Source organism: Natrinema versiforme, assembly GCF_005576615.1.
Taxonomy (GTDB): Archaea; Halobacteriota; Halobacteria; order Halobacteriales; family Natrialbaceae; genus Natrinema; species Natrinema versiforme_A.
In genome coordinates this window covers 1,825,884-1,849,825 of the sequence record NZ_CP040330.1, presented here as the reverse complement: position 1 = coordinate 1,849,825, position 23,942 = coordinate 1,825,884, and the positions used below count along the sequence as shown (strand labels likewise).

General features: G+C 64.9%; 26 protein-coding genes and 1 pseudogene. 18 read left to right on the top strand and 9 right to left on the bottom strand.

Going from position 1 to position 23,942, the window contains the following annotated elements; all coding sequences use genetic code 11:
* Window positions 1–14 precede the first annotated feature (14 nt).
* The gene (locus FEJ81_RS24160; protein ID WP_267877937.1) at window positions 15–146 is read right to left on the bottom strand and encodes a hypothetical protein; all 132 of its coding nucleotides are present in this window, start codon (window positions 144–146) and stop codon (window positions 15–17) included.
* A 209-nt stretch (window positions 147–355) separates the two neighbouring features.
* Between FEJ81_RS24160 and FEJ81_RS09035 the strand changes: the two genes are divergently transcribed.
* A complete protein-coding gene (locus FEJ81_RS09035) occupies window positions 356–1,333 on the top strand; it encodes an NAD(P)-dependent oxidoreductase (protein WP_138244978.1) in 978 nt (325 codons plus the stop codon).
* A 154-nt stretch (window positions 1,334–1,487) separates the two neighbouring features.
* On the opposite strand, the gene FEJ81_RS09030 is transcribed toward FEJ81_RS09035, so the two are convergent.
* Window positions 1,488–2,123, bottom strand: coding sequence for an IS6 family transposase (locus tag FEJ81_RS09030; RefSeq protein ID WP_138246746.1), 636 nt, complete (start codon window positions 2,121–2,123; stop codon window positions 1,488–1,490).
* Between the two features lie 363 nt (window positions 2,124–2,486).
* On the opposite strand from FEJ81_RS09030, the gene FEJ81_RS09025 reads away from it, so the two are divergent.
* The 5 genes from FEJ81_RS09025 to FEJ81_RS09005 all read left to right on the top strand — a co-directional run bounded on the left by FEJ81_RS09025 (window position 2,487) and on the right by FEJ81_RS09005 (window position 7,678).
* Window positions 2,487–3,011, top strand: coding sequence for a helix-turn-helix domain-containing protein (locus FEJ81_RS09025; protein WP_138244977.1), 525 nt, complete (start codon window positions 2,487–2,489; stop codon window positions 3,009–3,011).
* Window positions 3,012–3,084: 73 nt separating this feature from the next.
* Window positions 3,085–3,978: an alanyl-tRNA editing protein gene (locus FEJ81_RS09020; protein ID WP_138244976.1), complete on the top strand. Its 894-nt coding sequence runs from the start codon at window positions 3,085–3,087 to the stop codon at window positions 3,976–3,978.
* 133 nt (window positions 3,979–4,111) lie between these two features.
* Window positions 4,112–5,350, top strand: a complete 1,239-nt coding sequence (locus FEJ81_RS09015) for a mandelate racemase/muconate lactonizing enzyme family protein (RefSeq protein WP_138244975.1) — start codon at window positions 4,112–4,114, stop codon at window positions 5,348–5,350.
* A 402-nt stretch (window positions 5,351–5,752) separates the two neighbouring features.
* Window positions 5,753–6,406, top strand: coding sequence for a bifunctional 4-hydroxy-2-oxoglutarate aldolase/2-dehydro-3-deoxy-phosphogluconate aldolase (locus tag FEJ81_RS09010; protein WP_138244974.1), 654 nt, complete (start codon window positions 5,753–5,755; stop codon window positions 6,404–6,406).
* A 72-nt stretch (window positions 6,407–6,478) separates the two neighbouring features.
* Complete coding sequence (locus FEJ81_RS09005) at window positions 6,479–7,678, top strand: S1C family serine protease (protein WP_229504780.1); 1,200 nt, start codon at window positions 6,479–6,481, stop codon at window positions 7,676–7,678.
* Window positions 7,679–7,731: 53 nt separating this feature from the next.
* Here FEJ81_RS09005 and FEJ81_RS09000 read toward each other — a convergent pair whose 3' ends face one another.
* On the bottom strand, window positions 7,732–7,944 hold the full coding sequence (locus FEJ81_RS09000) for a hypothetical protein (RefSeq protein WP_138246745.1): 213 nt from the start codon (window positions 7,942–7,944) through the stop codon (window positions 7,732–7,734).
* Window positions 7,945–8,081: 137 nt separating this feature from the next.
* Between FEJ81_RS09000 and FEJ81_RS08995 the strand changes: the two genes are divergently transcribed.
* From FEJ81_RS08995 to FEJ81_RS08985, 3 genes and pseudogenes are all read left to right on the top strand, one after another.
* Complete coding sequence (locus FEJ81_RS08995; protein WP_138244972.1) at window positions 8,082–8,255, top strand: protein translocase SEC61 complex subunit gamma; 174 nt, start codon at window positions 8,082–8,084, stop codon at window positions 8,253–8,255.
* Complete coding sequence (locus FEJ81_RS08990; RefSeq protein ID WP_138244971.1) at window positions 8,255–8,692, top strand: transcription elongation factor Spt5; 438 nt, start codon at window positions 8,255–8,257, stop codon at window positions 8,690–8,692. The genes FEJ81_RS08995 and FEJ81_RS08990 overlap by 1 nt, the downstream gene beginning before the upstream one ends.
* Window positions 8,693–8,866: 174 nt before the next feature.
* Window positions 8,867–8,935, top strand: a pseudogene (locus FEJ81_RS08985) (transcription elongation factor Spt5); the annotation flags it as partial.
* Window positions 8,936–9,079: 144 nt separating this feature from the next.
* Here FEJ81_RS08985 and FEJ81_RS08980 read toward each other — a convergent pair.
* Complete coding sequence (locus FEJ81_RS08980) at window positions 9,080–9,367, bottom strand: DUF7565 family protein (RefSeq protein ID WP_138244970.1); 288 nt, start codon at window positions 9,365–9,367, stop codon at window positions 9,080–9,082.
* Window positions 9,368–9,478: 111 nt separating this feature from the next.
* Between FEJ81_RS08980 and FEJ81_RS08975 the strand changes: the two genes are divergently transcribed.
* Both FEJ81_RS08975 and FEJ81_RS08970 read left to right on the top strand, forming a co-directional pair.
* Window positions 9,479–9,907, top strand: a complete 429-nt coding sequence (locus FEJ81_RS08975; protein WP_138244969.1) for a hypothetical protein — start codon at window positions 9,479–9,481, stop codon at window positions 9,905–9,907.
* Window positions 9,908–9,944: 37 nt separating this feature from the next.
* Window positions 9,945–10,697, top strand: a complete 753-nt coding sequence (locus FEJ81_RS08970; protein ID WP_138246744.1) for a PHP domain-containing protein — start codon at window positions 9,945–9,947, stop codon at window positions 10,695–10,697.
* Window positions 10,698–10,745: 48 nt separating this feature from the next.
* Here FEJ81_RS08970 and FEJ81_RS08965 read toward each other — a convergent pair whose 3' ends face one another.
* The 3 genes from FEJ81_RS08965 to FEJ81_RS08955 are packed head-to-tail and all read right to left on the bottom strand — an operon-like array spanning window position 10,746 to window position 13,415.
* Window positions 10,746–11,189 carry a Mut7-C RNAse domain-containing protein gene (locus FEJ81_RS08965; RefSeq protein ID WP_138244968.1) on the bottom strand — a complete coding sequence of 148 codons (444 nt, stop codon included), beginning with the start codon at window positions 11,187–11,189 and terminating at the stop codon, window positions 10,746–10,748.
* A 37-nt stretch (window positions 11,190–11,226) separates the two neighbouring features.
* Window positions 11,227–12,978 (bottom strand): DNA polymerase/3'-5' exonuclease PolX, encoded by a 1,752-nt coding sequence (gene polX / locus FEJ81_RS08960; RefSeq protein WP_138244967.1) that lies wholly within the window; start codon window positions 12,976–12,978, stop codon window positions 11,227–11,229.
* Window positions 12,975–13,415, bottom strand: a complete 441-nt coding sequence (locus FEJ81_RS08955) for a DUF5788 family protein (RefSeq protein WP_138244966.1) — start codon at window positions 13,413–13,415, stop codon at window positions 12,975–12,977. Before FEJ81_RS08955 ends, polX begins: the two co-directional genes overlap by 4 nt.
* A 159-nt stretch (window positions 13,416–13,574) precedes the next feature.
* Between FEJ81_RS08955 and FEJ81_RS08950 the strand changes: the two genes are divergently transcribed.
* From FEJ81_RS08950 to FEJ81_RS08940, 3 genes are all read left to right on the top strand, one after another.
* A complete protein-coding gene (locus FEJ81_RS08950; RefSeq protein ID WP_138244965.1) occupies window positions 13,575–14,516 on the top strand; it encodes a rhomboid family intramembrane serine protease in 942 nt (313 codons plus the stop codon).
* A 78-nt stretch (window positions 14,517–14,594) separates the two neighbouring features.
* The gene (locus tag FEJ81_RS08945) at window positions 14,595–15,386 is read left to right on the top strand and encodes an endonuclease V (RefSeq protein ID WP_138244964.1); all 792 of its coding nucleotides are present in this window, start codon (window positions 14,595–14,597) and stop codon (window positions 15,384–15,386) included.
* 181 nt (window positions 15,387–15,567) lie between these two features.
* Entirely contained in the window at window positions 15,568–16,506 is a 939-nt protein-coding gene (locus FEJ81_RS08940) for an SDR family oxidoreductase (RefSeq protein ID WP_138244963.1), read from the top strand.
* A gap of 27 nt (window positions 16,507–16,533) precedes the next feature.
* Here FEJ81_RS08940 and FEJ81_RS08935 read toward each other — a convergent pair whose 3' ends face one another.
* Window positions 16,534–17,064, bottom strand: a complete 531-nt coding sequence (locus FEJ81_RS08935; protein WP_138244962.1) for a DUF7097 family protein — start codon at window positions 17,062–17,064, stop codon at window positions 16,534–16,536.
* 103 nt (window positions 17,065–17,167) lie between these two features.
* Between FEJ81_RS08935 and FEJ81_RS08930 the strand changes: the two genes are divergently transcribed.
* The 4 genes from FEJ81_RS08930 to FEJ81_RS08915 all read left to right on the top strand — a co-directional run bounded on the left by FEJ81_RS08930 (window position 17,168) and on the right by FEJ81_RS08915 (window position 22,132).
* Window positions 17,168–17,845: a CPBP family intramembrane glutamic endopeptidase gene (locus FEJ81_RS08930; RefSeq protein WP_138244961.1), complete on the top strand. Its 678-nt coding sequence runs from the start codon at window positions 17,168–17,170 to the stop codon at window positions 17,843–17,845.
* Between the two features lie 107 nt (window positions 17,846–17,952).
* Window positions 17,953–18,339 (top strand): DUF192 domain-containing protein, encoded by a 387-nt coding sequence (locus FEJ81_RS08925; RefSeq protein WP_138244960.1) that lies wholly within the window; start codon window positions 17,953–17,955, stop codon window positions 18,337–18,339.
* 224 nt (window positions 18,340–18,563) lie between these two features.
* The gene (locus FEJ81_RS08920) at window positions 18,564–20,096 is read left to right on the top strand and encodes a (R)-citramalate synthase (RefSeq protein WP_138244959.1); all 1,533 of its coding nucleotides are present in this window, start codon (window positions 18,564–18,566) and stop codon (window positions 20,094–20,096) included.
* 362 nt (window positions 20,097–20,458) lie between these two features.
* The gene (locus tag FEJ81_RS08915) at window positions 20,459–22,132 is read left to right on the top strand and encodes a right-handed parallel beta-helix repeat-containing protein (protein ID WP_205522424.1); all 1,674 of its coding nucleotides are present in this window, start codon (window positions 20,459–20,461) and stop codon (window positions 22,130–22,132) included.
* A 59-nt stretch (window positions 22,133–22,191) separates the two neighbouring features.
* Here the strand turns inward: FEJ81_RS08915 and FEJ81_RS08910 are convergent, their stop codons facing one another.
* Window positions 22,192–23,802, bottom strand: a complete 1,611-nt coding sequence (locus FEJ81_RS08910) for a 4Fe-4S ferredoxin N-terminal domain-containing protein (protein ID WP_138244957.1) — start codon at window positions 23,800–23,802, stop codon at window positions 22,192–22,194.
* Window positions 23,803–23,942: the final 140 nt, after the last annotated feature.

Sequence of the window (23,942 nt, the reverse complement as noted above, 5' to 3'; positions counted from 1 at the left end):
TTGCCCCTCATCGGTCAGGGCCAGGCCGTCGCGCTCGCACATTCTAATCCACCGGCGTCGAGCATATCAAACAGTCCGTCCTGAATGACCTCCCCGAAGTAGACGACGTCATGGTTGCCGAACTCGATCTCCTTAAGTTCGCCCATCAACGCGTTGCCGAGCGAGCCAACGCCGAAACACACAACGCGAAGAACCGGATCGGTCTCTCCGGGACGGGACACGACCGACAGAGCACCTCGATGCAGGTGCTCGAGACCCGAGTGGACCATTCCGGCGCTCGGTCCCGGATGGCAGCACCTGAAGATGTGATTCGTTCGACAAAGGGCCTATGTAACACTCCCCGTTTGACGAATGTATGGTTAACCACGAGTGGACCGTCCTGCTTCCCGCCGAGATTCATCCGGCAGGGCCGAAATCGATCGCCGATATCGCGACCACGGTGAGCCGAGACGAATACGAGACTCGAGCGCAACTCCTCGCCGACGCGGATCGGTTCGACGCGGTTATTACGCGCACCGAACCGATCGACAGGGAATTCATCACCGCTGCGTTCGAGCTCGAGATCATCTCCAAACACGGGGTCGGATACGACAACATCGATGTCGATGCCGCGACCGAAAACGGCATCCCCGTGACGAATACGCCGGGCGTCAATTCGCGCGCGGTCGCCGAACACGCGATTACCCTGTTGCTGGCGGTGCGGCGACGCCTTCGGCTGGCGGACGGCGCCGTTCGATCGGGAACCGGAGAGAGATACGACACTGTCACCGACCAGTTCCGGAACGATACCGTCGGACTGTACGGCTATGGGGACATCGGATCCGAAGTCGCGAGCTTGGTCTCCAGCCTCGGGATGGACTGTCTTGTCTACGATCCGTACGTTGACGAAAGCGAACTAGCCGCACACGTCACGAAGGTCGATCCGGTCGCCGATCTGTTCGATCGGGCCGATGCAGTTTCCGTCCACGCACCGCTGACACCGGAGACGCGGGCCGCCATCTCCGAGGCGGAATTAGGGCGATTGGCTCCGTTTGGGATACTCATCAACACGGCGAGAGCCGAAATCGTCGACCGCGACGCGCTCATCTCGTCGCTCGAGGCGGGCGAGCTCTCCGGTGTCGGTATCGACGTGTTCGCCGACGGGCCACCGTCACAGGCGCATCCGCTACTCGAGTACGAAAACGCCGTGCTAACGCCGCATATCGGGGCCCAGACGACCGAAGCGCTCACCGAAATGAGTCGTCGATCGGTGAACAACGTGCGATCCGTACACGACGGAACGATGCCGGAAACGACGCTTAACGGCGATGAACTATCGTCTCCACTGTCGTAGACCCGACCGCTCGAATATGGTGCCGATCTCAGACGCATCCGAGACAGAGACGAGTGATTGTCTATGCCAGAAGTGAGCGTTAGATTACCATAACTCAATATTATCGTTTAAAATATATGTTACCGAATCAATCTCTCCCTGTGATCGGCATTGGTCAGATTAGCTGGTTCCAGCAGTATGCGTAGCTCTGCAACCATGTTTCAGCAGTTGCTGGATCGGCGTTTCTGAAACAGTTTCCAAACTGAGAGGTATGTCGCTTTATCTCTTGGAAGAGACGTTCGACAGCGTTCCAATTTCCATGTTTTTCGTATCGAAATCGGAGCCCAAGATGATGGAGTGCAGCTTTGAGCCAGAGTGCTGAATCGACGAGAAACACGGCGTCTTCGACATCGTGTTTCTCTGTGAGTTCGCGGAGAAACATCTCAGTGAGTGCGGTTGTACGCGTTGAATAGAGCTTGAAATGGAGGAATTCGTGTGTTTTGGGATCGATAGCAGCGTACAGCCAGTAGCGTTGATCGTCGAGTTGGATCACGGTTTCGTCGAGCGCAACGTGATCCGGCTGTTTGCCAGCTGCCGGCTGTAAATCGGCTTTTTGCACCCAATTATGGATCGTCGATCTTGCCCGTTCGACACCGAATCTCTCTAAGACAGAAACAGTATCCGAAAGTGATAATTTGGCCAGATGGAGCTGGATACTCAGTCGCATCAGTTCGCGCGGTGTCGCCTCGCGCTCCACAAAATCTAATTGAATGCCGCTACTAGAGCCGTTGAGGCGGCTGAGTTCTGGCATGGACACCTAGAATTCTGACCGCCTCGCTTTTCAGACCGTATCTGAACAGCGCCTCGCCGACAGGCCCTCATACCTATGGTTCTGCCCATATGAACACAATAATATAAATAAGCGATATAATTCAGATATATGTGCTAAGAGTGTAGTGCATATGTGGCCTATATTCTCACAACGGCATACGATATTCAATGTCGTATATTATTAATAGGTTGGAGTACATGTATGATCCATTGATTATATATGGAGCTGGTACCTTCCCTCTCCGGGAAGAAATACGAATAGGGAAGAGGTCGCCTGACCGGTATCGATCGACACCACCCACGGTACCGAACAGTTGAAATGCGACAGATGCCAAAGCCTCGCATGGCCAAATACTCGACCGGTTCGTCCGGCGGTGGTGGCGGGACGAACTGCGAACTCTGCGGTGCCGAGAGCAACTCGCTCACGCTCGCATCGGTCGCCGGAGCCGAACTCGAGGTCTGTCCGGACTGTGCGCCCCACGACGATTCCGAGACGCACGGCCGGGACGAGAATCGGAGTCGGAGCGAGCAAGACAGCGGTTCGGACGACGAAACTAACCGCAAACGGAAGGCGGCCCAGAACGTCGCGAAGGCGAACCCGGTCTGGGACGGCGACTCCGAACACTGGGAGAGCGAGGGGACGAACTACGACGACGACCCCCTTCCCTACCTCGTCTCGGACTACGGCGAGGCCCTCGTCGAGGCCCGGCGGGACGCCGGCCTCCAGCGCGAGGAACTCGCCGAGGAACTCGGCGCGCCGGCGAAAGACATCCTCGCGGTCGAACAGGGACGCGCGACCCAAGCCGGCGTCGGCGGCGGACTGATCGAGGCCCTCGAGGAGCGCCTCGACGTGACCCTCGCGGAGTAAGCGAGACTGTTTTCTCGAGTTCGTGACCGTCTCGGCGAGCAGACTTTTAAGCGATGGCAACAGACTGTGACCGATGACCGGGCAACGGGCGGCAGCGGAGCCGTACGCCACGCGGTTCGAGACCGAGGTGACGTCGATCGACGGCCGACGGGTCTGGCTCGAGCGCAGTCACTTCTTCGGTGCGAGCGGCGGACAGCCGGCCGACCGCGGAACGATCGGGGATATCGCGGTCGCGGACGTGCAGTTCGTCGACGGCGAACAGGTCCACGTGCTGGCCGAGGACCCGTCGTTCAAGCCGGGCCACCGCGTCCTCTGTTCGGTCGACTGGTCCTTTCGGATGTACTGCATGCGAGCCCACACTGCCAGTCACGTCCTCGTCGGGGCCGCCCGGCGACTGCTCGAGGGGGCGACCTACGCCGGCCTCGAAATCGGCCCGGAGACGGTTCGCGTCGACCTCGAGACGGGGACGGTCCTCGACGACGAGACGCTGATCGAACTGGACGAGGCCGTCAACCGCGTCGTCTGGGAGTCACGGCCGGTGGCGTGGGACGACGTGCCGATTGCGGAGGCGCGCGAGCGCGAGGCGGTCGCGTTCGACGCCGAGGGTGCCGACGCGGGCGCGGTACGAAAGGGCCGGGTCCGCATCGTCACGATCGAAGACGAACCCGTCAATCGGGGTGGGAACCGCCTCTCCGGGGCGACCGGCCCGACGGATCCGTGGGACGTGTCGGCCTGTAGCGGCACCCACGTCCGGAACACCCGCGAAGTCGGCCCCGTGACGGTGCTCGGCCGCTCGAGTCCCGACGCGGGCGTGACCCGAATCGAATTCGCCGTCGGCCCGCAGGCGATCGATCGACGAACCGCAGAGAAGCGGGCCGCTTTCGCCGCGACATCGGCATTGGATGTCGATCTCGAGGAGGTCGGCGACGAACTCGAGCGCGTGCGACCCGCCAGCGGGCGACAGTAACGGCAAGGGGTGCAGGCGACGGCTCTCGCAAGCGACGAATTCATATCTGCGCGTTTCCACCGCTCGACCAACGGTGTCGAGACTGCCTCCGGCAGGTAGAAACTATTACTAACTTACGAGTGAATTTGTTCCCATGGGAGTCGATTACTCGCAGTTGCACGATCCGAACGCCGAGTACACGATGCGTGACCTCTCGGCAGAAACGATGGGCGTTACGGGCGAGCGCGGCGGCGGCCGAGACGTCGAGATAACGGACATCCAGACGACGATGATCGACGGGAACTTCCCGTGGACGCTGGTCCGGATCTACACCGATTCCGGCATCGTCGGCACGGGCGAAGCCTACTGGGGCGCCGGCGTCCCGGAACTGATCCAGCGGATGACGCCGTTCCTCGTGGGCGAGAACCCGCTCGACATCGACCGGCTGACCGAGCACCTCGTCCAGAAGATGTCCGGCGAGGGCTCGATCGGCGGCGTCACCGTCACCGCGATCTCGGGCATCGAGGTCGCCCTGCACGATCTGGCCGGGAAGATCCTCGAGGTCCCAGCCTATCAGCTGCTGGGCGGCAAGTACCGCGACGAGGTCCGCGTCTACTGTGACTGTCACACCGAGGACGAGGCCGACCCCGACGCCTGCGCCGACGAGGCCGAACGCGTCGTCGAGGAGCTGGGCTACGACGCCCTGAAGTTCGACCTCGACGTGCCCAGCGGCCACGAGAAAGACCGCGCGAACCGCCACCTCCGCGAGCCCGAAATCGAGCACAAGGCCGAGATCGTCGAGAAGGTCACCGAGCGCGTCGGCGACCGCGCCGATGTCGCCTTCGACTGCCACTGGACCTTCTCCGGCGGCAGCGCGAAACGGCTCGCGAAGCGCCTCGAGGAGTACGATATCTGGTGGCTCGAGGACCCCGTCCCGCCGGAGAACCACGACGTCCAGCGGGAGGTCACCCAGAGCACGTCGACGCCGATTACCGTCGGCGAGAATGTCTACCGCAAGCACGGCCAGCGCCGCCTGATCGAAGAGCAGGCGCTGGACATCGTCGCGCCGGACATGCCCAAGGTCGGCGGCATGCGCGAGACGCGGAAGATCGCGGATCTCGCGGACATGTACTACGTCCCTGTCGCGATGCACAACGTCGCTTCGCCCGTGGCGACGATGGCCGGGTCCCACGTCGGCGCGGCGATTTCGAACTCGCTCGCCGTCGAGTACCACTCCTACGAACTCGACTGGTGGGAGGACCTCGTCGAGGAGGATGTCATCGAGGACGGCTACATCGAGATCCCCGAGGAGCCCGGACTGGGCGTCACGCTCGACATGGACGTCGTCGAGGAGCACATGGTCGAGGGCGAGGAGTTGTTTGACGAAGCGTAAGCTTCGTCGGGCTCGCCGAGCTCTGCTCGGCGGTGTTTGACGAGGCGTAAGCCGACGTCAAGCCAGCAAATCTCCGATTTGCGTTGTTCGACGCGGCGTAAGCCGCGTCGAGCTCGGAAGGCGAGCATCGCGAGTCTTCCGCTGTTCGACGAAGCATAAGCTTCGTCGGGCTCGCCGAGCTCTGCTCGGCGGTGTTTGACGAAGCGTAAGCCGATAGCCCCGGCGACTTCTCGCGGGTCCGATCGCGCTCGAGGTGCGTGCCACTGACCGCGACTGCTTTTTCGATCGTGAGTAAATTTATTGGGGCCGGGGACAGACGGTTCGCCGTATGGAACGTCTCGCCGGATGGAGTAGACGGTTCGCGAGCGAGCGTCGAACGGCGGTCGCAGGAGGGACGGACGAATGACCGAGAAGCGGGCAGTCAGAGAGCGGATCACCGAGAGCGGTGTCATCGCGGTCCTCCGGGGCATCGACGAGGACCAAATCGTGCCGGTCGCTCGAGCGATCCACGACGCCGGCGTCGACGCGCTCGAGATCACGGCGGACGGGACGCGCGCGGCCGAGCAGATCGCGGCCGTCGACCGTGAACTCGCGGACACCGACGCGGTCGTCGGGGCGGGGACCGTCCTCGACGCGCCGACCGCACAGGCCGCGATCGACGCGGGCGCCGAGTTCGTCGTTTCGCCCCACACCGACCCGGACGTGGTCCGGACCTGTAACCGCCACGGCGTCCTCGTCGCGCCCGGCGTCATGACGCCGACGGAGGCCGTGACGGCGATGGAAGCCGGCGCGGACCTCCTCAAGATGTTCCCCGCGTCGACGGTCGGACCGGGCCACATCGGCGCGCTCGCGGGGCCGCTGGGCGATGTCGACATCATTCCGACGGGCGGCGTCTCGCGGGAGAACGTCGCCGACTTCTTCGACGCCGGTGCGGTGGCCGTCGGTGCCGGCGGTGCCATCGTGGACGATTCGGCCGTCGCCGACGGCGACATGGACCGGGTCCGAGAGACGGCCGCCTCGTTCGTCGAGGCAGTCGACGAAGCGCGAAGCGAGTAGTCGACCGGGGCACGCTCGGCGACCGCGTTGCGAGCAACCCCGAACCGATCGGCTGTTGCTGGGAACCGTTTTATACCGCTCGTCGGGGTGGCAATGGGCGTGACTTCAGACCCAGACCGTTGCACTCGCAGACGGCTACTGCGTGCGACCGGCGTCGTCGGTGCAGCCGGGGCCGCCGCGGCGTTCGGGCTCGGCGGTTCCGGAGCCGGCGTGGCCCAAAACGAGTCCGCGGACTCGAACGCATCGGACGGGGCAGAACAGCCGGCGGAGACAGAGGTGGACAGCGAGTACGCGGCGGTGTACCGCGATACGATCGACTCCGTCGTTCTCGTCACCGTCACTGGGACAGGCGGGCCCGAGCCCGGCGGCGGCGGACTCGGAACCGGGTTCGTCATCGACGACGAATACGTCCTGACCAACAACCACGTCGTCGAGGCCGCACGCGAGGGCGATATCGAACTCCAGTTCAGTAACGAAGAGTGGCGAGCCGCGTCGATCGTCGGGACGGACGCCTACAGCGACCTCGCCGTCCTCCGCGTCGAGGACATGCCCGAGGTCGCGTCCGGTCTGTCCCTTGCCGAGTCCGAACCGATCATCGGACAGGAGGTGCTCGCGATCGGCAACCCGCTCGGACTCGACGCGTCGGTCTCGCAGGGGATCGTCAGCGGAACTGGCCGCTCGCTGCCCAGTCCCACCGGGTTCTCGATCCCGGCCGCGATCCAGACCGACGCGCCGATCAACCCCGGGAACAGCGGCGGGCCGCTGGTGAGCCTCGAGGGGGAGGTACTCGGCGTCGTCTTCGCGGGCGCCGGCCAGACCATCGGGTTCGCCATCTCCGCGGCGCTGGCGAACCGCGTCGTACCCGCGCTCATCGAGGACGGATCGTACGACCACGCCTACTTGGGCGTCGGCGTCCAGCCCGTCGGTCCGGAAATCGCCGCCGAAATCGGCCTCGAGGAAGCGACCGGCGTGCTTGTCATGGAAGTCGTCCCCGACGGCCCCGCCGACGGGGCCCTCCAGCCGGCCAGTACCGCTCAGCCGGGCAGCGGTGACGTAATCGTCGCTATCGACGGCGAGGAGATCCCGAATCAGCCGGCGCTCTCGTCGTATCTCGCGCTCGAGACGTCGCCCGGAGACACGATCGAACTCGAAATCGTCCGCGAGGGAGAGCGCCGGACCGTCGAGGTCACCCTCGAGGAGCGGCCGGAAGCCGAACGGCCGCGGACCCCGATCGGCGGCCCGCGCGAGGAGCCGCCGGCCACGGATCCCTAATCGACCTCGGCCACCCGCTCGAGAACGGATCGCTTCGCTGCGAGTCGCCGATCTCAGCCTGCTTCCTCGTCCGCATCGGATTCGTCTGCCTCCTCGGCTTCCTCGAGGTCATCCGCGTCCTCGCGGGGCGCGTTCTGGGTTCCGAGGTCGCCGTCTCCCTCGTCGACTTCGTCCGGATCGCGGTCGATCCGCTCGAGTTCGTCCTCGATTTCGGCCTCTCGTTCCGCCTCGTACTCGTTTGCTCTGTCGGAATCGTCTTCAGCCATGTAGAGGCGTTCGACCTCGAGCGGTTTGGACGCGGGGCCGTCGAGTGCAACGTCGCCGACAGCGCCGGGCGCCCGGCCGCGGACGTTCACGAGACACGAAAGACAGATAAAAGACCCCACGCTGTGAATAGACAGATATGGACGTTCCGTACGACCTCACCTCGTACATTCGGGTGTTGAAAATGGCGACGACACCCACTACTAACGAGTTCTTCCAGGTGTCGAAAATCGCCGGTGCAGGGATCCTCCTGGTCGGTCTCATCGGATTCCTCATCGGTGCGATCATGCTGTTACTGCCGGGTGGCATCTAATGGGAATCTTTGCTGTCAAAACGACGGCGAGTCAAGAACGCACCGTCGCGGACATGATCATCAACCGCGAGGAGCCGGAGATCCACGCCGCGCTCGCCCCCGACTCGCTGACCTCCTACGTGATGGTCGAAGCCGAGGGGAACGCGGTCCTGAACCGCGTCCTCGAGGACATTCCCCACGCGCGCAGCATCGTCCCCGGCAAGTCGGATATCTCGGAAGTCGAGCATTTCCTCTCGCCGAAGCCGGACGTCGAGGGAATCGCCGAGGGCGACATCGTCGAACTCATCGCCGGCCCGTTCAAGGGCGAGAAAGCGCAGGTCCAGCGGATCGACGAGGGCAAGGATCAGGTCACCGTCGAACTGTACGAGGCGACGGTTCCGATTCCCGTGACGGTGCGGGGCGACCAGATTCGCGTACTCGATAGCGACGAACGGTAGTTCGTCGGACCATGCGAACGGCGCTTCGCGCCGTGAGCAGACTCCGACGAGCGATAGCGAGTCGGTTCACTCGGTGCGAACCTTAGGTGAGCACTGAGATCGTTTTATACTACATTTTGCGAGGAGCGGTAGCTGAGCACGGCGAGGCTACCCGACGACGTAAAATTTAGGTGCGCGACGGTTCCGATTCCCGTGACGGTGCGGGGCGACCAGATTCGCGTACTCGACAGCGACGAACGGTAGTTCGTCGGACCATGCGAACGGGTTCGCAGCACCCGAGAGCAGCGAGCACCGAGGGAGTCTTAACTACAGTTTGCGAGCAACGATAGTCCTACACGGCGAGAATATCGGTCGCGGCCCTAACACGGCCAACTCCGAGACCGGTCGTTACCGCTTCAGTTCCGTTGCGATCGCTTGCATGTCCGCTTCCGACTCGATCTCCTCGAGCAGCTCTTCGCGTTCCCGGACTTCCTCGGAACTGGCACCGTAGGCGCGGACGTACTCGGCGCGGCTGTGGTCGGTAAAGGCGTGACGGATCGCGAGGTAGCCGTCGGGGACGACGGTCCCACAGACCTTACACTCGCGGCGCTGGTGCTCCGTCGCCTGATGGACGACGGCCGACTCGACGTCCTCGAAGACTGCTCCACAGCCGTCGATCCCGCATTCCCATGCCATTCGATACTGCCACTCGAACGGCCGTCCTAATGATCCTTTCGCAGCGATACCCCTCGACCGGAAGCGGTGTGCCCGACAGCCCTTCGTCCCTGCGGCCCGTCCCCTCGAGATATGCCGGCGACTAACAGGTCGACGCTGGCCGCGTTCGACGCCGACCGCGTGCGCCGTGTCGTCCAAGAGACGGTGTCCGGCCCGCTGTACGCCTTCTGCGAGTACGACACGGAGTCGTTTCGACCGCTCTATATCGACGATCGAACGATCTCGATGTACGACAGCCGCGAGGCGATGCTCGAGCACTTCGAGCGAATCCACACGAACGTGCACATGGACTTCATGCAGAGCAAACTCTTCCGGAATACGCTGTTTCCCGAGGCCGAACGGGTCGAGTACATCACCACGTCGATGGACTTTCTGAAGATCCTCCGGGTCTACGTCGGCGACGACGGGCTGTTCATCTCGATCGACCCGGACGAGCCCGTCGTTCCCATCGTCGACGCGATCAAGGGGACCCTCGAGTGGCCGCCGAATCAGAATTCATAACTCGGCTGTCCCGGAAGTAGTGATCGTGACCGATGGAGTGACGTTCCGAATCGACTGTCACGTGAAGGTGCTCTCCGATCGCGTCGTCGAGCGGGCCAAGCAGATCGGCCTCGACGCGGTCGTCTATGCACCCCACTTCACCCGCCTCCCGGAGATCCGCGAACGGGCGGCGGCGTACTCCAGCGAGGACCTTCTGGTGATCCCCGCCCGTGAGGTGTTTACCGGGTCGTGGCGGAACCGAAAACACGTCCTCGCGATCGGCCTCGAGGAGCCCGTCCCGGACTTCATCCCGCTCGAGGCGGCGATGGCCGAATTCGAGCGACAGGACGCGACGGTGCTCGTCCCCCATCCGGGCTTTGCGAACGTGAGTCTCGGCGAGGGAGACATTCGGACGCACGCGGAGACGATCGACGCGATCGAGATTTTCAACCCGCGTCACCTCCCGCCGGACAATCGCCGCGCGCGGAAACTGGCCGACGAGCTCTCGATGCCGCCGTTTACCTCCTCGTACGCCCATCTCCCCCGATCCGTCGGCGTGGCCCACACCGAATTCGACGCGGCCATCGAGAGCGAGAACGATCTCGTGACCGCACTCGAGGACGGCATCGCTCGCCGCGTCGTCTACGACAACGGCTTCGATCGGTGGGCGACGACAGCGGCGGAACTGGGCCATCTCGTCTACGAGAATACGTGGAAGAAGATCGACCGACTGTTCCTCTCGGGGACGGAGCCGACCCATCCACAGCACATCGCCTACGACGGCCGGTTCGACGACGTTGCCGTCTATTAGCGCTCCCTGTCGTCCGCGCTCTCCCGTTCGATAGCGCGGCTTCGCGTCTCAGATTTCCGAGAGCGTCGCTACGACTCGATCCCAGTGACTGCCGCGCCAGAAATACTGTCCGCAGTCGCGACAGACCCACATCTCGACTCCCGAGGGGTCCGGGGCGTACGCCGGCGTCGTGGTCGCCGGATCGACGTCCGCGAGCGGGCCGTTACAGCGGCCGCAGAACGCGGGTTCGGCGGCCGGCGAGAGGTCGAGCCCCGCAGCGTCTAGTTCAGCGAGTTGGGCATCGACCTCGCGGGACTCGAGCAGGATCGCCTCGTCGGCACGACCCGCGAGTTCGACGTCTCGAGTGACGACCGTTCGGCCCTCGTCCCGGGCGACGGCGAGCAGGTCGTCGTCGGCCTCGAGCCCGCGGTCGCCGGCGTCGGCGGTATCGTAGTTGCATATTCGCAGGTAGGCGACGAGCCCGCCGCACATGACATCGAGGAGTAGTTGCATGGTGTTGGAGTGCTGTCGGAGGGAGAGACCGAATCGATCAGTGAAGGAACTCGCGGAGGTCCCCGACCGCCCACGTGTTGATCACATCGTCGGGTTCGGCCCACCCGCGGCGCGCGGTGTGGACGCCCCAGCGCATGTACTCGAGCGTCGAGGGCTGGTGGGAGTCCGTGTTGACCGAAATCGGCGCGCCCTCCTCGAGGGCGGCTTGGACGGCGCTGCCCCACAGGTCCAGCCGGCGGGGATTGGCGTTGACCTCGAGTGCGGTGTCGTGAGCGGCGGCGGCTTCCCCGAGCGCGGTCGCGTCGAACTCGAGGCCGGAGCGCTCGTTGAGCAGGCGGCCGCTGGGATGGCCCAGTACGTCGATCGCCGGGTTCTCGATGGCGTGGACGAGCCGCTCGGTGGCGGTTTCGGCGTCCTGGTCGAGCGCGCTGTGGGTCGAGGCGACGATCACGTCCAGCGTCTCGATCACCTCCGCGGAGAGGTCGATCTCGCCGTCGGCGTCGACGTTCGCTTCGATGCCGGCGAAGACCTCGATCTCAGCCTCCTCGCCGACCGCACGAATTTCCTCGGCGTACTCGAGGATCTCGGTATCGGAGAGCCCCATGCCGCCGACGATCCCGGGTCCCTCGGCGTGGTCGGCGATGCCGAAGTAGTCGTAGCCCCGCTCGGCGGCGGCCTCGACCATCGCGGCAACGTCGGTGTTGCCGTCGGACCACTCGGTGTGGCTGTGCAGGTCGCCGCGGATATCGTCTCGAGTGATCAGCGCCGGTAGCTCGCCGCGTTCCGCGGCGGTGATTTCGCCGCGATCCGTTCTGAGTTCCGGCGGGATCCACGGCAGGCCGAGCGCGTCGTACATCCCTTCCTCGGTCTCGCCGGCGACGCGCTCGCCGACGCGCTGCCCGCTCTCCGGGTCCTCGATTTCGCTTACATCGAAGGCGCCGTACTCGTTGAGCTTCATCCCGCGGTCGATCGCGTAGTTGCGCAGGGCAACGTTGTGGTCCTTGCTCCCCGTGAAGTACTGCAGGGCGGAGCCGAACTCTTCGGGGACGACCACGCGCAGATCGACGCGACTCTCGCCGATACGGATGCTCGCCTTCTCGGGGCCGGATTCGATCTCGTCGTCGACCGACCTCCATCCGACGAACGCCTCGACGACGTCCTCGCCGGCGTCAGTCGCCGCGAGCACGTCCACGTCGCCGATCGTCTCGCGCCACCGGCGGATCGACCCCGCCACCTCGCAGCGCTCGACCGCGTCGATCAACTCGAGGAATTCGAGCACGTCGTCGGCGAGCGGTCGCGCCTCGCCCAGCAACTGGCGCTGGCCGACGGTCCGGGCGAACTCGAGGTTCTCGAGGATATTCTGCTCGGTCTTCGGGCCGAATCCCTTGACCTCCTGTACCTCGCCGGCCTCGGCGGCCGCCTCGAGGTCGTCTAACGTCTGGACGCCGAGTTCGCGGTAGAGCTTCCCCGCGGTCTTGGGGCCGACGCCCTCGATGCGGGTGATATCAGCGATGTCGATCGGGAGATCGGCCCGCAGTTCCTCGAGTTCGTCGATCGAGCCGGTCTCGACGTACTCGATAATCTTCGAGGAGATGGCGTCGCCGACCCCGTCGATGTTCTCGACGGTCTCGTGATCGCCGGCCTCGATCCGATCGGCGAGCGGCGACGGGTGCGAGCGGATGTTCTCGGCTGCGCGCCGGTACGCGCGGGGTTTGTAGTCGACGCCGTCGGCCTCGAGCAGGTCGGCGAACTCCTCGAAGCGGGCGGCGAGTTCGGCGTTGGTCGTCATCGGCCCCTCCGGGAACTGGTGTCGTCGTCCTGTCCCAGCGCCTTCTTGAGGAACGACATCCAGCGCTTGCGGTCCTGGGCCTGCTGGACCTGCTGCTCGCGCTCTAAGTCCGTCGGTCCCAGACTCTCGAGGGCGTTTAACGCCCGATCGATGCCGATGATGCTCTGGGCGAGTTCGTCGCCCACCTCGCGGCTGATGTCGCCCTCCTCGATCCGCTCGAGTCGCTCGAGCCGCTCGCGTCGCAGGTTCCGCTTTGCCTGCTCGACGCGGTCGCGTTCGCCGGCCGGGACCGTCTCGCGGCGCTTGATCTCGAAGACGAACGTCCGGAGGTCGATCTCCTCCCCCTGGACCGTGATCGTCTCCGGGATGTCCGCGCCGACGGTCGCGCCCTCGCGCTCGACGCGCTCGAGCAGTTGCTTGCGCTCGTACTCTTGCACGTCCAGAGATGGGGGACGGGGAGGCAAAAATGTACAGTCTACACCGACCTGTCACCAGCGTCGGCGGCCCAGACTCGAGCGTTGGGCCGTTCGCGCGCGCCGATAGTTATGACGGTCAAACCCCAAATCCCTTAGCGGCTCCCCACATACCCCCGGTCAATGGCCAAGTGCGACGTGTGTGGGAAGGACGAAAACATGCCGTACAACTGTCGGCACTGCGGCGGGACCTTCTGTGCCGACCATCGGCTCCCCGAGAACCACGACTGCTCGGGGCTGCAAAACTGGAACGATCCACAGGGCGTCTTCGACAGCGGCTTCGACGACAGCGTCAGTTCCGGTGGGAATACCTCCCGGGCCTCGAGTCTCATGGACAAGCTTCCGATCGATACCGGTCCGGGCGGGCCGCTCGCGTACTTCCGCGGGAACGCGACCTACACGTTCCTGCTCTTGATCTGGGTCACGTACGCGCTTCAGGCCGCCGCTCTGATCGTCGGCGGTGTGTCCCTTCACCAGTCCTTGTTCGTTCTCTCCTCGCAGCATCCGGAGTACGTCTGGACCTGGGTCACGTCCATCTTCGCCCACTCGCCGTTTCTCCTCCCCGGCGGTAGCTTCTTCCACATCGTGGGGAACAGTATCGTGATATTCTTCTTCGGCCCGCTCGTCGAGCGCTACGTCGGGTCCCGGAACTTCTCGATCCTGTTCATCGTTAGTGGCGTCCTCGCCGGACTCGGCCAAATCGGGATCACGGCCGCACAGGGAAGTTCGACTGCCGTCCTCGGAGCCAGCGGTGCCGCACTCGCGATTCTGGGCGTACTGACAATCCTGAACCCCGGGCTCAAGGTGTACCTCTACTTCATCCTCCCGGTTCCGATCTGGCTGCTCACCGCCGGCTACGCGTTCATCAGCGTCGCATTCCTCGGAGTCGGTAGTGGCGGTGCCGGCGGCATCGCCCACATGGCCCACCTCGTCGGGCTCGTGATCGGGCTCGCCTACGGCGAGTACGTCAAGCGAAACCGAAACGTCAGCGCGCCGAACCAGCTCCAGTTCGGCGGTGGCGGCCCTGGCGGACCGGGCGGTCCGGGCGGTCGCCGTCGGTTCTGATACTTCGACCCGTCCGCGGGACCGTCGTCCCGCTACAACCCCGCAACTGATTTTCACCCGGCGTCTATTCGCACTCAGATGAGTCAGCCTCGTCCCGATCTCGCCCCCGACGCCGGCCTCTCGCGCGATGAGATGGAAGCGCTTCAGCGCGAAATCGCCGACGCCGCCGTCTTCGAAGACGCGTTCGCGTTCGACCCCAACACGATCTCGAACCCGCTCGCGACGACCTCGAGCGGGGGACAACCGCCGGTCGTCGTCGGCGTCGACCAGTCGTTTCTCACGAACGACGACGGCGATCAGGACCGCGCGCTGAGCGCCGTCGTCGCGATGCGTGGCGGCGAGGTCATCGAGCGCGTCTTCGCCGTCACGCCCCTCGAGATCCCCTACATCCCTGGCCTCCTCTCCTTTCGCGAAGGCGCGCCGATCCTCGCGGCGCTCGAGGAGTTGTCCGTCGACCCGGACCTGTTCCTGTTCGACGGCAGCGGCCGCATCCACTTCCGGCAGGCCGGCATCGCGACCCACATGGGCGTGGTCAGGGACGTGCCGAGTATCGGCGTCGCTAAGAGCCTGCTCTGTGGGTCTCCCCGCGGAGATACCGACGACCTCCCCGAAGGGACGACGGTCGGCATCGAATCGAACTCCAGAGTCGACGCGCCCGACGGGACCCTGCTCGGCTATGCCGTCCAGACCCGACAGTACGACTCGCCGAACCGGTACATCAACCCGCTCTACGTCAGTCCCGGCCACCGCGTCGGCCCCGACACGGCGGCCGATATCGCACTCGCGCTTTCCTCGTCGTACAAACTCCCGGAGCCGGTCCGACTGGCGGACAAGTACGCAGACGACGCGAAGAAAACTCTCGACGACTAGGCCCGCGACTCAGCCACTGGCCACAGCTGCCTGACCAACCGCCCGTTGTGGGTGGGACTTTCGAGGTGTTTGCTGTCCCGTATCGATCGTCCGAGTCGTCGTCATCTCAACGATGTCTTGAAATTACGGATAGCGCGACAAACCGTCGATACTTAGGTATCGTCTCTCGAACCCGTCACACATGGCCACCGCTGAGGACGTCGAGAGGACAGCCGATGACGGGCCGGACGGGACCGTCGTCGAGGACGACCGCGGCCGCGAGACCGCCGGGACCGACGACGATCGCTACACGCGCAAGAAATCGGTCCTCATCACCGGCTGCTCGTCGGGGATCGGCCGCGCGACTGCCCAGGCCTTCCTCGCCGAGAACTGGCAGGTCTTCGCGACGGCGCGCAACGTCGACGACATCGCGGCCCTCGGGGAGGCGGGCTGTGAAACCCTCGAGTTGGACGTTACCGATCCCGAACAGGTCGCGTCGGTCGTCGAGCGGGTCGTCGATATCGCCGGCGCGATCGACTGCGTCGTCAACAACGCCGGCTACGCCCAGATGGGGCCGCTCGAGGACATCGCGACGGTCGACCTCCACCGGCAGTTCGACGTCAACGTCTACGGCCCCCACCGGCTCACCCGTGCCGCGCTGCCGCACATGCGCGCACAGGGCGCGGGCCGGATCGTCAACGTCTCGAGCATCATCGGTCGGATCTCGTTCCCCGGTGCGGGTTCCTACGCCGGCTCGAAACACGCGCTCGAGGCGATGAGCGACTCCCTGCGCGCCGAGGTCGACGAGTTCGGAATCGACGTCGTCGTGATCGAACCCGGTCCGGTCGAGACGAACTTCTCCGACCGCGTCGACGAAGAACTGCCCGAAGACGAGCGGACGCCGGCCTACGAGTCGCTATACGACCTCTACGACGAGGCCCAACTGATCGGCGGCGGGGGCGGCGGTCCGTTCGCATCCGATCCCGAAGACGTCGCGAAAGCGATCGTCGAATCCGCGACCAGCCCCGATCCGCCGGCGCGGTACCCGGTCGGCCCGCTCGCCCAGTACGGCGTCTACGCGCGCTACCTGCCGGATCGACTGCGCGATGCGGTCTACGGCCTGCTTCGAAAACTCGTCTGAATCGCCGCTCGCCGAACGGACGGCCGCCTATCCGTCGTCACCATCGTATCGCTCGGCCGCCGACTCGAATCCCAGTTCCGACTGTTCGCGGCCGCGACGCTGCTCGAGCGCGGCGATCGCGTCGGGTTCGGGCGCGGCGTCGTCGGTGATCCGCGCCCAGGAGTTGTGGACTTTGGCGTGGCACCACCGACAGAGGTAGATCGTGATCTCGTGGGAGAGGGTCTCGCCGTCGCGCGCATACGAGAGGTGGTGTTCCTCGAGCAGCGGGCGTTCGTCGTCGTGGGCCATTCGCTTTTCTTCGAGCCCGCAACGGACGCACTCGCGGTCGCGGTTGCGCGAGCGGAAGTGCGGGCAGTCGGCCCACGACCAGTCCGATTCGGGGTCGACCACGGGACACGCGTAGTCGTCGGCTGCGCGATCGCGACCGAATTCCGGGTCGTGTCCGTGGTGCTCGAGGGCGTACCGACACTGTCCCTCGCCGGTGAGGTGGTCACAGAGCCCCGCGAACTCGTAGGGGTCGTCGACGCCGACCGAGGTCCCTTGCGGCGTTTTCTCCATCGTCGCTCGGCCGTCCTTGGGGCACCGAGTAGTTGAAGGTGGCGTCCGGCGGCTGCGGTTCGACACGGAAAGCTAGAATATGTCACGGTTACAACTCGAATCCATGAGCAGATCGAACTCGATCACACTCGCCGCCGCCGTCGTCGCCGGATGGATCGCCCTCGAGTTCGCGCTTCGACGCGGCCTCGTCATCGCCGCCGCTGCCGTCGGCGTTGACCCGGGGTTGGTCGACGCCCTCGTCCTCGCGATCGGCTTCCCAGCCATCGCGGCGGTCCTCTCTTGGTACGCACTCGAGCGGGGACAGGACCGCGAGCGGTGGGGCTGGGACTGGACGCCGCGAGCCCTCGGAGCCGGCGTCCTCGCGGCGCTCGTCGGCTTCGTGCTGGTCGCCGGTGCTGCACAGGTCGATTCGGCGCTGTTCGGCCTCGACGAGAGCGCGACGACGCGCGGCGACGGACTGTCCGCGGCGATCGCGCTCCTGTTGCTCGTCGGGAACGGGGTCGTCGTCCCGATCGCGGAGGAGCAGGTCTGGCGGGGGATCGTCCAGACGAACCTCGTCGACGGCTGGGGCGTCCCTGCGGGGATCGCGGTGACGGCACTCCTGTTCGCCGGCAAGCACGTGATCGTGGATCTGTCGGTGATCCGCATCACGACGCTGCTGACCCTCGGCTTCCTCTTCGGCGTCGTCCGTCATCGCTGGGGAACCGCCAGCAGCACGGTGACACACGTCCTGATCAACACCGTCTCGACGGTCGGTCTCGTCGCGGCGGCGTTCGGCTGATCGCACCCGATCGACGGCGAGGGTGGGCCGGCGTCCGCGGTTCCGACCGCCCCGACCGACCGCCATCGGCGGGAAGGTTTTTGCTGTCGCCGTTCCGACTCGAGGGCGTGCGACTCGTCCACGACCCGGTCTCTGCTGACGACGAATCCAGCGATGATGATACCGACCGCGACGCTCGGGTACTGGCGACGCAGGTCGACCTCGCGGACTCGATCGTGAGCCAGACGCTGGGGCTCATGTTCCGGCGATCGATTCCGGACGACTACGCGCTGGCGTTCCAGTTCGGGTCGGCGAAGACGCGGGACCTCCACATGCTGTTCGTCTTCTTCCCCATCGACGCCGTCTGGATCGCCGACGGCGTCGTCCGGCGCGTCGAGACGCTCCGCCCGTGGCGGAGCTTCGCTCGCGCGGAAGCGGACCTGATCGTCGAACTCCCCGCCGGCACCGCGGCCGATGTCGAACCCGGCGACCGACTGGGTCTCGAGAGCGAGTGAACGGCCGCAGACGACCGAACGCGACTCGCGCCGCGAGCGCGGTGTGGCGTCCGAACCCGGCCGCATCGAGCCATGACCGGCGGATTTAAGTCAGCATGATACGTTAGCCCACAGTACAATGGCACGAGATTCCATCTCAACGCCGGACGACGAGGATAGAGGAAGTCGGGGCGACCCGGCTGGATGCGAAATTCTCCGACGAAACTAAGCCTACTTCATCACCCGTGCCCGTACCTCACTCCGCCGAACAGACGATCGAATCGGACCGTACAGTGCGCCTTCTCGACACGACGCTTCGCGACGGCGAACAAGCGCCGGGCGTCTCGCTTTCCCCCGACGAGAAAGTCGAGATCGCCCGCTCGTTAGAGCGAGCCGGCGTCTCCGTCATCGAAGCCGGCAGCGCCTGTACCGGGGCGGGTGAGCGACAGGCGATTTCGCGGGTGACCGACCTCGATCTGGACGCCCGCGTCACCAGTTTCTGTCGCGGGATGAAAGGCGACATCGACCTCGCGCTCGAGTGTGACGTCGACGGCGTCCACATCGTCGTCCCCGCCAGCGACCGTCACGTCGAGGGCAAGGTCGGCACCTCCCGCGAGGACAACCTCGAGAAAACCGCCGAACTCGTCGCCTACGCGAAAGACCACGACCTCTGGGTCGAGGTCATCGGCGAGGACGGCTCCCGGGCGGATCTGGACTACCTTGAGGAGCTAGCCGAAACGTCGCTCGACGCGGGTGCGGATCGGTTCTGCTTCGCCGACACCGTCGGTCACACGGGGCCGGAACACACCTACGAAGCCGTCTCCCGACTCGCCGAACTCGGCCCGGTCAGCGCACACACCCACGATGACCTCGGACTGGGCGTGACCAACGTGCTCGCAGCCATCTCCGCCGGTGCAGACCTCGTTCACTGCACCGTCAACGGGCTGGGCGAGCGCGCCGGCAACGTCGCCTTAGAGGAAGTCGCGATCGCCCTCTCACACGTCTACGACCTCGAAACGCTCGAACTCGAGGAGCTGTACGATCTCGCACAGATCGTCTCTCGGGCGACGGGGGTTCAACTCGCGCCGAACAAGGCCGTCATCGGCGAGAACGCCTTCACCCACGAGAGCGGCATCCACACCGACGGCACCCTCAAGGACGACAAGATGTACGAGCCCTACGCGCCCGAAACCGTCGGCCGTGAGCGCCGGCTCGCGCTGGGCAAACACACCGGCCGCGCGGGCGTCAAGGCCACCCTCGAGGAACACGGCGTCGAGGCCGACGACGACGAAATCGCCGAGATAGCGAACCGCGTGACCGAACTCGGCGACCGCGGCCGCCGGGTGACCGACGCCGACCTCCTCGCCGTCGCCGAGGACGTGACCGGTGACGACCGCGAGCGCGTCGTCGATCTGCTCGATCTCACTGCCACCAGCGGGGGTGCCGTTCCGACCGCGAGCATCCGACTGGCCGTCGACGGCGAGGAACGCGTCGCCAGCGGCACCGGCTCCGGTCCCGTCGACGCTGCCGTCTCCGCCGTCCGCGAGGCGCTCGGCTCGATGGCCGACGCCGAACTCGAGTCCTATCACGTCGACGCCGTGACCGGTGGGACCGACGCCGTCGTCACCGTCGAGGTGACGATGGTTCGCAACGACCGCTCGGTGACGGTCGCCCGCAGCGAGGCCGACATCACTCGCGCGAGCGTCACGGCGATGGTCGACGCGCTCGACCGACTGCTCGCGTCCGACCAGCAGCCGCTCGCACCGGCCGACGACTGAGCCGACCACTTCGTCCCACTCGTCGGCTGACCCACCATCGTTTTCGACGATCCGGTGCCGATAGTTCGACTCGAGTCGCTCGAATACGCGTGCTTTCGGACAGTCGACCCTGTCGGATCAATAATCAGACAGCTATTGGCCTGCCGTCTCACAACGGACTCGTGGGGAGCGCGATTCGGTCCGGTATAGTCGGCAATTTCTCCGCGACGGCGCCAGGATGACTGCGTCTGGATATGCGGGCCCCTACTGCGATCGTTCAAAACAGTTGCAGGCAGGAAACAGAGTGCCAGCGGTTTACAGCGGCACAAGTATCAGTAGACTGGTTATAACAAATCGTGCAAGTTCGTGACAGTCTGGACGTGATGGAAGATGACCATCAGCGAGACCAATCGACTAGTACCGCTGGCAAGACGACGCGCCGTTCGTACGTTCGACTGCTCGGTGCGGTGGGGCTCGGCGGCGCGCTCACTGGGGTCGCCGCGACGGGTTCACAGAGCGGCGTCGCTGCGGCACAGAGCAACGGTAACGGTACCGGCTCCGCAGGCGGGATCCGCGTCAGCGATTCGGGGACGATGGTCGGCGACGACGTGGCACAGCTGGATTTCGGTGCGTCGTTCTCGGCGACCGAGTCGGGTTCGGACACTGTCACCGTAGGGAGCGAGACGAACCCGAACATCGTCAACGTCCGCGAGGATCTCGGCGTCGAACCCGAGGGGGACGATTTGTGGGCTGCGATCGAGGACCACTACACCTCGTTCGAACCGACGGACCGCAACCACTGCTACGAGATTCCCGCGGGAACGTGGCACGTCGAGACCGACAACATCCACTTCGACGCCCACGAATTCCTCGGCATCGTCGGCGCTCCCTTCGCCGTCCTCGAGGTCGCCGATCAGGACGTCGATCGGCTGATGACCGTCGGATCACTGGACGCGTCGCTTCCCCACGCACAGCGGACCGTCATGCGCGATCTCCAGGTCGACATTCGCGGCGACTACGACGCCGGCATCGCCCGCTGGTTCACCTACCGGTACGGGCACATGGAGAACATTTCGATGCGGGGAAAACGCGACAAGTTCAATCCCCAGTACGGCGGCGATCGGCACACGATTCTGGTCGACGGCGTCCGGCCCTCGACGACCAACGTTATCAGCGGCTGTCACCTCAACAACGGCGATACGAAGTACGACCGATCGACCCACGTCGGTCACGCGATCCCGTTCAGTTCGGACGTCTACAACCACGGCACGAACTACTGGGAAGGCTGTCAGGTATCCGGCTACATCGACAACGGAATCTACGTCTCGGGCGACGACGGCCGAAACATCGTCACCGGTTGTCACGTCCGGAACTGTGCCGGTGCCAGCATCCGAATCGGCCCGAACGACCACGTCCAGGACTGTCAGATCACGATGACCGAACATCCCGGATTCCCGTGGTCCGGCCTCTGGCTCGAGAACGGCGGCGGCCAACTGGTCTCCCAGCTCCTGGTGAACAACCAGATCAAGAAGGACACCGAGATCGTCCGCCTCACTCAGGACGGGCCGGCCCGGTTGACCGACGTTCACATCACCGACGAGGGAACCGATGGCCGGGCGATCCGCGTCAACGACAACGACGACGCGCCGACCGCGTTCGACGGCTGTACGATCACCGACCGCTCGAGCCCGTCCACGGCCGATTACGCGGTCTACGTCCGGTCGTCGAACGTCTCCTTCGACGACTGCGAGTTCGATATCGCGCCGCAGTCGTCGACGGATCGACACGGCGTCTTCGTCACCGACGGCGGCGACGACCTCGACCGACTCACGCTCGAGAACTGCACCATCGACGCCGACGGCGCGAGCCTTCGGTTCGCCGAGAGCGGGGCGGACCACACCGTCGAGAGTTCGTTCTTCGAGGGACTCGTCATGAGCGACCCCGAGACGACCCTCTCGTCGGTGCTGTGGACGGGCAACCGCCACCGCGGCGAGACTGCCTTCCGCGGCGAGCGCTCGCAGTGGCAGGGTGACTTCAACTTCGGATTCGACGTCTGAATCCCGCCGATCGAGCGGCGGCGGGACAGCGCATGGACTCGAGCCAGCACGCCGGCCGGTTAGGAGTAATCGAGACCGATCGTCTGGTCGTCGAGGACGTCCTGTCGAACGTCGACCATTTCGACATCCTCGTAGCTGGTCGGCCCTTCGACCTGCTCGGCGTTCGGTCCCGGCTGGTTTCCGAGATAGGTGACGTTCGGGTTCGTCCCGATGTCCTCGAGGAGTTCGAACTGTGATTCGGGGCCGTCGGCGAACGCCTCGAAGCGCTCCTGTGCGAGTTCCTCGCTCGGCCCCTGAAACTCCTCGTCGTCGCCGGGTTCTTCCCCGAGTTCGAGCCGGACGAGGATGTCCTGCGTCTCGAGGTCGAGCCCGCTGTCCTCGATCGCACTGACGACCGAGAGGACCGTTTCCTCCTTGTCCGGCAGGCTATCGCCCGCTGGGGCCTCCTCTTCGTACTCCTCGGTCGTCAACTCGACCCCTTTCGCGAGGGCGACCGCTTCTTCGGTGAGGTCGTCGACGGCGTCGAGGACGGCATCCAGATCGCCGTCGACGCCCTCGAGCGACGATTCGACCGAGTTCGGCGACGGGAGTTCGGAGTCCATCCGGATGACCGTTCGGGCCCGGCTCGGGTTCTCCTCGTAGCGCTGCGGGTCGCTCGCGGGGTTGTTCTTGTCCCCGAACTGGATTACGTTCGGCGGACAGGCCTGCTCGCAGGCGGTCGTCCCGACGAGTTCCTCGCCCGCGTTACCGTCTTGGCGAGCCGGATCGAAGACGCACTTCGACATGACGCCCCGCGGCGCGCGCCGACTGACCGGCCGCCCGCGCTCGTCGTAGATCCCTTCGGGCTCGAGTTCCTCCCGCTCGACGTCGGGCTCGTCCCACTGGAAGTAGTTGACGCCATAGGGACAGGCGACCTGACAGTACCGACAGCCGATACAGACTTCGTAATCGGTCAGGACGAGTCCGCCCTCGTCGCGCGTGTGGCGGGCGGTCGTCGGACAGACCTTCTCGCAGGGGGCGTCCGTGCAGTGCTGGCACGGCCGCACCAGATAGTTGAAGTCCCGAACGCTGTCGAAATCGTCGGGGTCCGGCGACTCGACGTTGCCGTCCTCGTAGGCGAGGACGTACATCCAGTTCGCCCCGTCGTCCCACTGGTGTTCCTGATTGCAGGCGGTCACACAGGAGAGACAGCCGTCGCAGTGCTCGAGGTCGATCGTCATCCCCCACTGGGTTCCTTCGGTCTCTTCGGTTTCGGTCGTCTCCTCGGCGGCGATATCGGCGGGCTCGCGGTTCTCCGCCGTGGCCCACGCACCTAGCCCGAGGAAGCCGGCACCCGCACTCGCTTTCTTGAGCATCTCGCGCCGGGACTCCTCGCTCGCACCCAGTCGCGAGAGCATCGATCCCATCCCACCCTCGTCGACATCGTCCGGGCTGGCGATCGGTCGTTCGTCCTCGCCGAACTCCTCCATGACATCGTCGTGATACCGCTCGTGGAACTCCGCTTCCGCCAGTTCCCCCTTCGTCACTCGCATGGCGTCTTTCGCCATCTCCATCCCGAGTTCCGTGTCGTACTCCGTGTCCTCCAGTACGTCCTCGAGTTCGTCTTGCCACGCCTCTCCGAGCGGATGAAACGCCTCCTCGTCGTCCCCCGGCTCGTCGTCGAAACTCATCGGTCCCACCGCGTCGCGGCTGTTGGTTCTCGAGTGGCAATCATTGTGGCTTGAGTCACTGCACATATCACTAGTATGGTCGTAGTGACCCTGCCTGCGAATGACGGGCGAGAAACCGCTCGCGTGCTCGAGAGTCCGGT

What these genes read in the sequence shown, in the direction of transcription:
- FEJ81_RS09000 (WP_138246745.1), bottom strand. Translation starts at nt 7,944, where the DNA reads ATGGCTGAAGACGATTCCGACAGAGCAAACGAGTACGAGGCGGAACGA.
- polX (WP_138244967.1), bottom strand. Translation starts at nt 12,978, where the DNA reads ATGACGACCAACGCCGAACTCGCCGCCCGCTTCGAGGAGTTCGCCGAC.
- FEJ81_RS08995 (WP_138244972.1), top strand. Translation starts at nt 8,082, where the DNA reads ATGGACGTTCCGTACGACCTCACCTCGTACATTCGGGTGTTGAAAATG.
- FEJ81_RS08990 (WP_138244971.1), top strand. Translation starts at nt 8,255, where the DNA reads ATGGGAATCTTTGCTGTCAAAACGACGGCGAGTCAAGAACGCACCGTC.
- FEJ81_RS09025 (WP_138244977.1), top strand. Translation starts at nt 2,487, where the DNA reads ATGGCCAAATACTCGACCGGTTCGTCCGGCGGTGGTGGCGGGACGAAC.
- FEJ81_RS08915 (WP_205522424.1), top strand. Translation starts at nt 20,459, where the DNA reads ATGGAAGATGACCATCAGCGAGACCAATCGACTAGTACCGCTGGCAAG.
- FEJ81_RS24160 (WP_267877937.1), bottom strand. Translation starts at nt 146, where the DNA reads ATGGGCGAACTTAAGGAGATCGAGTTCGGCAACCATGACGTCGTCTAC.
- FEJ81_RS09010 (WP_138244974.1), top strand. Translation starts at nt 5,753, where the DNA reads ATGACCGAGAAGCGGGCAGTCAGAGAGCGGATCACCGAGAGCGGTGTC.
- FEJ81_RS08930 (WP_138244961.1), top strand. Translation starts at nt 17,168, where the DNA reads ATGAGCAGATCGAACTCGATCACACTCGCCGCCGCCGTCGTCGCCGGA.
- FEJ81_RS08940 (WP_138244963.1), top strand. Translation starts at nt 15,568, where the DNA reads ATGGCCACCGCTGAGGACGTCGAGAGGACAGCCGATGACGGGCCGGAC.
- FEJ81_RS08935 (WP_138244962.1), bottom strand. Translation starts at nt 17,064, where the DNA reads ATGGAGAAAACGCCGCAAGGGACCTCGGTCGGCGTCGACGACCCCTAC.
- FEJ81_RS08965 (WP_138244968.1), bottom strand. Translation starts at nt 11,189, where the DNA reads ATGCAACTACTCCTCGATGTCATGTGCGGCGGGCTCGTCGCCTACCTG.
- FEJ81_RS09020 (WP_138244976.1), top strand. Translation starts at nt 3,085, where the DNA reads ATGACCGGGCAACGGGCGGCAGCGGAGCCGTACGCCACGCGGTTCGAG.
- FEJ81_RS08980 (WP_138244970.1), bottom strand. Translation starts at nt 9,367, where the DNA reads ATGGCATGGGAATGCGGGATCGACGGCTGTGGAGCAGTCTTCGAGGAC.
- FEJ81_RS08910 (WP_138244957.1), bottom strand. Translation starts at nt 23,802, where the DNA reads ATGAGTTTCGACGACGAGCCGGGGGACGACGAGGAGGCGTTTCATCCG.
- FEJ81_RS08975 (WP_138244969.1), top strand. Translation starts at nt 9,479, where the DNA reads ATGCCGGCGACTAACAGGTCGACGCTGGCCGCGTTCGACGCCGACCGC.
- FEJ81_RS09015 (WP_138244975.1), top strand. Translation starts at nt 4,112, where the DNA reads ATGGGAGTCGATTACTCGCAGTTGCACGATCCGAACGCCGAGTACACG.
- FEJ81_RS09035 (WP_138244978.1), top strand. Translation starts at nt 356, where the DNA reads ATGGTTAACCACGAGTGGACCGTCCTGCTTCCCGCCGAGATTCATCCG.
- FEJ81_RS09030 (WP_138246746.1), bottom strand. Translation starts at nt 2,123, where the DNA reads ATGCCAGAACTCAGCCGCCTCAACGGCTCTAGTAGCGGCATTCAATTA.
- FEJ81_RS08950 (WP_138244965.1), top strand. Translation starts at nt 13,575, where the DNA reads ATGGCCAAGTGCGACGTGTGTGGGAAGGACGAAAACATGCCGTACAAC.
- FEJ81_RS08945 (WP_138244964.1), top strand. Translation starts at nt 14,595, where the DNA reads ATGAGTCAGCCTCGTCCCGATCTCGCCCCCGACGCCGGCCTCTCGCGC.